Below are 6324 nucleotides of genomic sequence, written 5' to 3' on the forward strand. Positions count from 1 at the left end.
TTAAAACGGACATTTAAAATTGTAGATTTTAGATTGACGATTTTAGATTATATCCACAATTTTTCCCTGCGAAAAGAGGGATCATAAATCGTAAATCAAAAATAAATGCCGTTTAGTTTGTTGTGTTATAGTCGGGGATACAGGGATATATGAATATCCACCGACTTGGAATACAGTTTATATAAAGTATATGAAGATATCTGTCGTTATACAGACTTATAATTCGGAGTTGTATCTTGGGCGGGTACTGGAATCGGTAAAGTCGTTCGATGAAGTCGTTATTTGTGATATGTATAGTACCGATCGTACCCTGGAGATAGCACAACGTTATGGCTGTAAGGTAGTTTACCATGAAAAGATACCTTTTTGTGAACCGGCACGTAATTTCGCTATTCAGTCTGCTTCTTATGAATGGATATTGGTTGTTGATTCGGATGAAGTCGTTCCGGAAGATTTACGGAGTTATTTGTATGAGCGGATAGAACGAAAAGACGATTTGCAAGGGTTGTGGATCCCGCGTAAAGATTATTTGTTCGGTAAATTTATGCACGGGGATTATCCGGATTATATTTTACGTTTTTTTAGAAAAGACAATGTTTTCTGGCCTCCTTATGTACATGCAATTCCCCGTATCGAAGGTAACGTGGAAAAAATTCCCCGGAAAAAGAAAAATCTGGCTTTTATTCATTTGATCAATAATCCGTTGGAATTGAAACTTCAGAAAATGAATACTTATTCCACGATGGAAATTCCGAAACGGGAAGGACAAAACTTCTCCTTGTGGAAAATGTTTTATGCGCCGGCATATCGTTTTATCAAGGCTTATTTTATAAAAGGCGGTTTCCGGGACGGGAAAGCCGGTTTGGTAAATGCCGGTCTGGATGCTTTTTATAAATTCCTGACAATAGCAAAAATCTGGGAAAGCCGGATACGTCCGGAAGATATGGATCGAGAATTAAGAGATTCCTGATCTGAGAGTATTGATTTGCGGATGCAGATGGTTAAAAATTGATGTTTTAAGATTTCCGGCGTTTCAATACCGTTTTTATTTGTTGCAGAATTTCTTCCGGCTTGATTTCGTAAAGGCAGGCATAGTCCTGACGCAGACAAGGCTTGTTACCGAATACGGAGCAGGGGCGGCAGGATAGATCCGTTTGGACGGTGTTTTCAGATGATTGATTCCAGCCGCTGAAGCCGCAATAGGGATGTGTCGCTCCCCAGATGGAAATGACTGGAGTGCCCGTCAGGGAAGCCATGTGCATATTGGCGGAATCCATAGATACCATCGTGTCCAGCTGGCTCATCAATACGAGTTCGCCGTTCATTCGTAGTTTGCCGGGAAGAGCTAAGGTGTGCGGAAACTTTTTCTCCCATGCTGCCAGTGTTGCAGTTTCTTCTTTACCGCCGCCGAACAGGAATATTTTCGTGTCGGGTTGTTGGGATAATCCGTCGATGACTTGTTCCATCAGAGGAAGGGGGTAGATTTTTCCTTTGTGTTTGGCAAAGGGAGCAATACCGATCCAGGTATCGTTTCCTTTTTCTCCGGTTACCGAAATAATCTGACCGGTATCTGCTTTCGCTTGCTCAAAAATGGAAGAAAAGTGTAACGGGAATTGGAATCCTAATTTTTGAAACACTTCCTGATACCGGATGAATGAGGTTTTTAAAGGACGGAAAACTTTGTTTTCGGGTCGGGTGAGTTTTTGCTTTTCTTTACGTCCCTTATCAATACGGGCGGTTTTTGTTCCGGTCAGCCGAAAACACCACCGTAAGAATTTAGTACGTAGTACGTCGTGCAGGTCGGCGACGGCATCGAATTTCTGCTTATGCAATTCCCGGAATAGACGGAAAAGTCCTTTTATCCCTTTGTGCTTACCTTGTAGATCAGCAGCTATAAAAGATACGGTTGCCGGCAGCTTTTCAAACAACGGGTAAAAAGCTGCCCGGCTGACTACCGTGATTTCCAGTTCCGGATATTGTTTGGCGAGAGCATGCAGGACGGGAATCGTCATTGCTACGTCTCCCATTGCAGAAAAACGAAATACCAATAGTCGCTTCATACTTATTTTTTACCGTAAAGCACAGGGTTTAAGCTCGGATCGTTATACATTTTCATCTGTTTGTAGACTTTCATGTATTTGCGCCCGGCTTCAATATCCTCTAGCAGTTGCTCGATAGCCGTGGAAAGGTCTTTTTGTTGTTCCAGCAAGATATTCAGTTTTGTCTGGCATTGTGCGTGATGTTCCGGGGTGGTGTCGGTACGGTCGACCTCCTGTTGCATGTGGTAGATTTTTAATGCCAGGATCGATAAGCGGTCGATAGCCCAAGCCGGACTTTCCGTATTGATAACGGCGTTCGGTAATACCTTTACTTCCTTGTATTTATCGAGAAAATAACTGTCGATTAATTCTACCAAATCAGTACGGTCCTGGTTGGATTTGTCGATTCGTCTTTTGAGTACCAAAGCTTCTGCCGGATCGATGTTCGGGTCGCGGATGATATCTTCGAAATGCCATTGTACCGTGTCAATCCAATTTTTCAAATACAGGTAATATTCGATGGTTTTCAATGGATAGGGGTTTTCTATCGGAGTATCGACGTTGTCGGTCAGATGATATTTATTGATAGACTCGTTGAAAATCTTATTGCACAATGTTGTAAATGTCATGATCGGATTTTATAATGTAAGTTAATATTTTTTAGTGTAACAAAGCTAGGGAAAATATTCGGAAGAAACAAAATTACAACCGCAGGGCGGCCGGCTCTGCGGTTTCAGTATAGGGTAACTATTTATGCTTTTGGATTTTCCCGAATCGTTTAATACTGGTGTATACTCTCCATAGATTCAATTTGCGGTGTGTCGGAACACCGTGTCGCACAATATAGTCCTGGGCTGCTGCCAGCATACGTTCTCCGACTTTACCGTCTAAATAAGGATCGTAATTGTCGATGATCCATTTCCTTTTCTGTCTGTATTCTTCGTCTTGTAATGCACTTTCGTAAGCTTCACATAATTGTTCCGGTTGCCGGATATCGATCCAGTAAATGTCTTTGGCGACATTTTTGTATGTGATCACCGGTTTATCGAGCAGGAGAAATTCATATACGGTAGAAGAGGTATCGCTGATCATCAGATCGGCCATCAACTGGTATTTCGTTATATTGTGGTCGTCGATCCAGAGGATGTCTTTTTCGGTAGCTGCCAGTTGCTTGTATTCTTCCATCCATTCTGCTTTTGTCAACGGATGGAATTTCATAAGCAGGAGTATGTTTTTTTCTTTTACCAATTGCTTCAGGCTTTCCTTGATAAAAGGAAGGGAGGTCAAAGAAGGAGAAAAAGTCGGAGCATAGAGAACCAGCTTTTCTTTTCGGTGTTCCTGAAGTAAGGCTTGTTTTTCGGCATCGAAAGTGTGCAGATTGGCATAGATCCAATCCTGACGGGGCCAACCCGTTTCGGTTACTTCAAAATCTTTGTATTTGGCTGCTAGTGCTTTAAAACCTTGTGTGAAAAACGGTCCTTGTGTGAAATAAGTGTCGAAGTATCTCCGGATGACCCAATGATCTTTTTTTTCTGCGGCATATCCGTGAAAGACCTGAATTTTCACTCCGGGTAAATAGTAGGGTACGATATTACCGGGAACGAAAATAGCTTCCGGTGAATAATCGTATATCTCCTGTATGGAATTTGTCCATTTTACTTCGTTTTTCAGTGGAAATTCCGGTATGTTTTTAGCGTGTACATACCAGAATATATCCTGATTTCCGTTTTTTAGGGCGGCATCCTGAATCGGTGTCAGGATGCTGATCGCATATTTGTTTTCGCAAAATAGTACGATGCGCATAATCCATTCATTTATAATAATTGAGCCGGAATTCTGTCCGTTGCTGCTTTAAAATCTTCAACCGTATCCAATTCGATGGAGAACAGACCTTCGGTAGAGACGATACCGAAGGTTTTACCCTGTGGAATCAGCCGTTCAAAAGCTGCCTCATAGAAAATATTGTCGAGATTTTCGCGTAGGATCATTTGATCCAATTCCCGGTATAATGCTGCAATGTAATCAGCCGACATTTTTTCTATCCCGATGGATTCACCGATGGCTTGTTCTATGGAACAGGTTTTGCTGATTTCCCTGACCCGGTTATGCCCGTCGGGAATGACTTTGATTTCTTCCTCTCCCAGGGGATGTACGGCCAAAGCCAGACAATTTTTGTCAGGAGAATCCAGCAGGGCTTTTACAAGTGCCGGATCGAACAGAATATCGCTGTCGAGCAAGAGGACTTCATGGGTCAGTACTCTTTCTTTAGCCAGCCATAAGGAATAAATATTGTTGGTCGAAGCATATTTCTCATTGTAGATAAATTCCACTTTTATTTCCGGGAATTTCTCTTTCACGAAGGATATGATTTGTTCCTGTAAATATCCGGTGACAATTACAATCTCCCGGATGCCATTAACGGTTAAACCGGTTATCGCTCTTTCCAACAAGCATTTGTTACCGATCTCCAACAAACATTTGGGTTTATGATCGGTCAACGGGCGTAGTCTGGAGGCGATGCCGGCGGCTAGGATTACAGCTTTCATCAACAAACGACTTCTTTTATGGTTTCGATTACCTGACAATTCTGATGATGGGTACCCAATGTAATCCGCATGTGGGTATTTATGTCCGCTTCGTTCATAAATTTAATCAGATATCCTTTGGCTTTAAAAGCTGCCTGTAGTTTTTCCTTCAGTTCTATCGGATATTTTACCAGCATAAAATTAGCATTGGATTCGTAGACTTTGAAGCCTTCCAGAGGTTGTAATTCATCGATATACATCTGACGGTCTTCTGCCATTTGATCGGCTACACGTTGATAATAATCGGTTGCTTTCAATACTGCGATTCCCAACTCTTCAGACAGGCGATTGTATCCCAGGTATTTTGTACTGTAATTTAAAAAGCGGGTGAGGGAAGTGCCCATAAATGCGAATCCGAGCCGCAATCCGGGAAGCCCGTAGAATTTGGATAAGGTGCGGACAATCAGTAGATTCGGAAATTTTTCCAGCAAAGGTTTGATATAACTTGTGTCCTGGTTGGCAAATGATGCGTAAGCTTCGTCGATGACAACAGCAGTAGCCGGATCGATAAATGAAAGTACCTTGTCTAACTCTTCAGCTGTCAGGGAGTTGCCGGTCGGGTTGTTGGGAGAAGCGATAAGAACCATTTCAGGCTTTTCCCGTTCGACCGCTTCCTGCATGGCTTTAAAATCGTATTTGAAAGTATTGCCTTCTTCGTACAGAGGATAAAGTACACTTCTTCCTTCGACTTCATCTGCAATGGATTTGTAATACCACCAGGAGAATTTCGGTATCAATAAGGTTTTTTGCTTTTCCTTACCTGCCAAAAAACAATGTACAACTTGCTTTAAAATATCTTCTCCACCGTATCCGAGGATGATTTGTTTTTCAGGTATATCATAGACCTGGGATAAATAATCGGATAGGATACTTTTTTTACCTTCGTCGTAAATACGGGTGTAAAAGCATAATTTATTCGGGTCGAAATTCTTTAAAACTTCCCCTACTTCCGGAGCCGGTCCGTAATTATATTCATTTCGGTCGAGATAGATTGTTTTTTTATCCATGTTGTAAGTATTAATCCATGTTAAACACACTATAATTTTGTTAGTGTCAGAATAAATATGGACAAAGGTATATGATAAAATTCAATTTAAGGAATAAAAAAGAGCAAAAATGCCTTGCCTATGAGGGAGGAATTGTTTTGAATATATTACTTTTGTTGCGGAACATAAATAAGAGTCTATGATTTTATCGATTATTGTGGCTGCGGCTGAGAATAATGTTATCGGAAGAGATAACGGACTGATATGGCATTTGTCTGCTGATTTGAAGCGTTTTAAGGCTTTGACAACCGGACATTCGATTGTCATGGGGAGGAAGACTTTTGAGTCCATCGGGAAGGCTTTACCGAATCGGAGGAATATTGTTGTCAGCCGGAATGCGGCCTTCCGGGCGGAAGGTGTTGAGATGGCCGGAAGTATCGGAGAAGCTTTGGAAAAGGTGAAAGAAGAAGACGAGGTATTTGTCATCGGAGGGGCGACACTCTATCATGCATTGTGGGATCGGGCAGACCGCCTGTATCTGACCCGTGTGCATACCGAAGCCGTAGGTGATGTCGATATACCCGCTATTGATCCCGGACAATGGCATATCCTTTCGCAGGAAAATTTCGAAGCGGATGAAAAAAATGAATTTGCTTATTCTTTTATCAATTACAGTAGAATATAATTCCGGATTTACACACTGGGACGGACTCA

At 41.9% G+C, this 6324-nt stretch carries 7 protein-coding genes; 2 read left to right on the top strand and 5 right to left on the bottom strand.

Annotated elements, in window-relative coordinates; genetic code table 11:
• Nucleotides 1-190: 190 nt before the first annotated feature.
• Entirely contained in the window at nucleotides 191-970 is a 780-nt protein-coding gene (locus DD657_RS09280; protein WP_021987572.1) for a glycosyltransferase family 2 protein, read from the top strand.
• A 46-nt stretch (nucleotides 971-1016) separates the two neighbouring features.
• Here DD657_RS09280 and DD657_RS09285 read toward each other — a convergent pair whose 3' ends face one another.
• The 5 genes from DD657_RS09285 to DD657_RS09305 form a co-directional block, all read right to left on the bottom strand.
• Entirely contained in the window at nucleotides 1017-2060 is a 1044-nt protein-coding gene (locus tag DD657_RS09285; protein WP_287049653.1) for a glycosyltransferase family 9 protein, read from the bottom strand.
• Nucleotides 2061-2062: 2 nt separating this feature from the next.
• The gene (locus DD657_RS09290; protein WP_068688581.1) at nucleotides 2063-2668 is read right to left on the bottom strand and encodes a DUF4254 domain-containing protein; all 606 of its coding nucleotides are present in this window, start codon (nucleotides 2666-2668) and stop codon (nucleotides 2063-2065) included.
• A 118-nt stretch (nucleotides 2669-2786) separates the two neighbouring features.
• A complete protein-coding gene (locus tag DD657_RS09295) occupies nucleotides 2787-3842 on the bottom strand; it encodes a CDP-glycerol glycerophosphotransferase family protein (protein ID WP_021987569.1) in 1056 nt (351 codons plus the stop codon).
• 11 nt (nucleotides 3843-3853) lie between these two features.
• Nucleotides 3854-4585, bottom strand: a complete 732-nt coding sequence (locus tag DD657_RS09300) for a phosphocholine cytidylyltransferase family protein (RefSeq protein ID WP_021987568.1) — start codon at nucleotides 4583-4585, stop codon at nucleotides 3854-3856.
• Complete coding sequence (locus DD657_RS09305; RefSeq protein ID WP_021987567.1) at nucleotides 4585-5631, bottom strand: pyridoxal phosphate-dependent aminotransferase; 1047 nt, start codon at nucleotides 5629-5631, stop codon at nucleotides 4585-4587. The genes DD657_RS09300 and DD657_RS09305 overlap by 1 nt, the downstream gene beginning before the upstream one ends.
• A gap of 178 nt (nucleotides 5632-5809) precedes the next feature.
• On the opposite strand from DD657_RS09305, the gene DD657_RS09310 reads away from it, so the two are divergent.
• Nucleotides 5810-6295 carry a dihydrofolate reductase gene (locus DD657_RS09310; RefSeq protein WP_068688583.1) on the top strand — a complete coding sequence of 162 codons (486 nt, stop codon included), beginning with the start codon at nucleotides 5810-5812 and terminating at the stop codon, nucleotides 6293-6295.
• Nucleotides 6296-6324: the final 29 nt, after the last annotated feature.

This window comes from Culturomica sp., from assembly GCF_003524185.1.
Taxonomy (GTDB): Bacteria; Bacteroidota; Bacteroidia; order Bacteroidales; family Marinifilaceae; genus Culturomica; species Culturomica massiliensis.

Excerpts from the sequence above, each read along its gene's own strand:
- DD657_RS09280 (WP_021987572.1), top strand. The coding sequence starts at position 191 with ATGAAGATATCTGTCGTTATACAGACTTATAATTCGGAGTTGTATCTT.
- DD657_RS09285 (WP_287049653.1), bottom strand. The coding sequence starts at position 2,060 with ATGAAGCGACTATTGGTATTTCGTTTTTCTGCAATGGGAGACGTAGCA.
- DD657_RS09290 (WP_068688581.1), bottom strand. The coding sequence starts at position 2,668 with ATGACATTTACAACATTGTGCAATAAGATTTTCAACGAGTCTATCAAT.
- DD657_RS09295 (WP_021987569.1), bottom strand. The coding sequence starts at position 3,842 with ATGCGCATCGTACTATTTTGCGAAAACAAATATGCGATCAGCATCCTG.
- DD657_RS09300 (WP_021987568.1), bottom strand. The coding sequence starts at position 4,585 with ATGAAAGCTGTAATCCTAGCCGCCGGCATCGCCTCCAGACTACGCCCG.
- DD657_RS09305 (WP_021987567.1), bottom strand. The coding sequence starts at position 5,631 with ATGGATAAAAAAACAATCTATCTCGACCGAAATGAATATAATTACGGA.
- DD657_RS09310 (WP_068688583.1), top strand. The coding sequence starts at position 5,810 with ATGATTTTATCGATTATTGTGGCTGCGGCTGAGAATAATGTTATCGGA.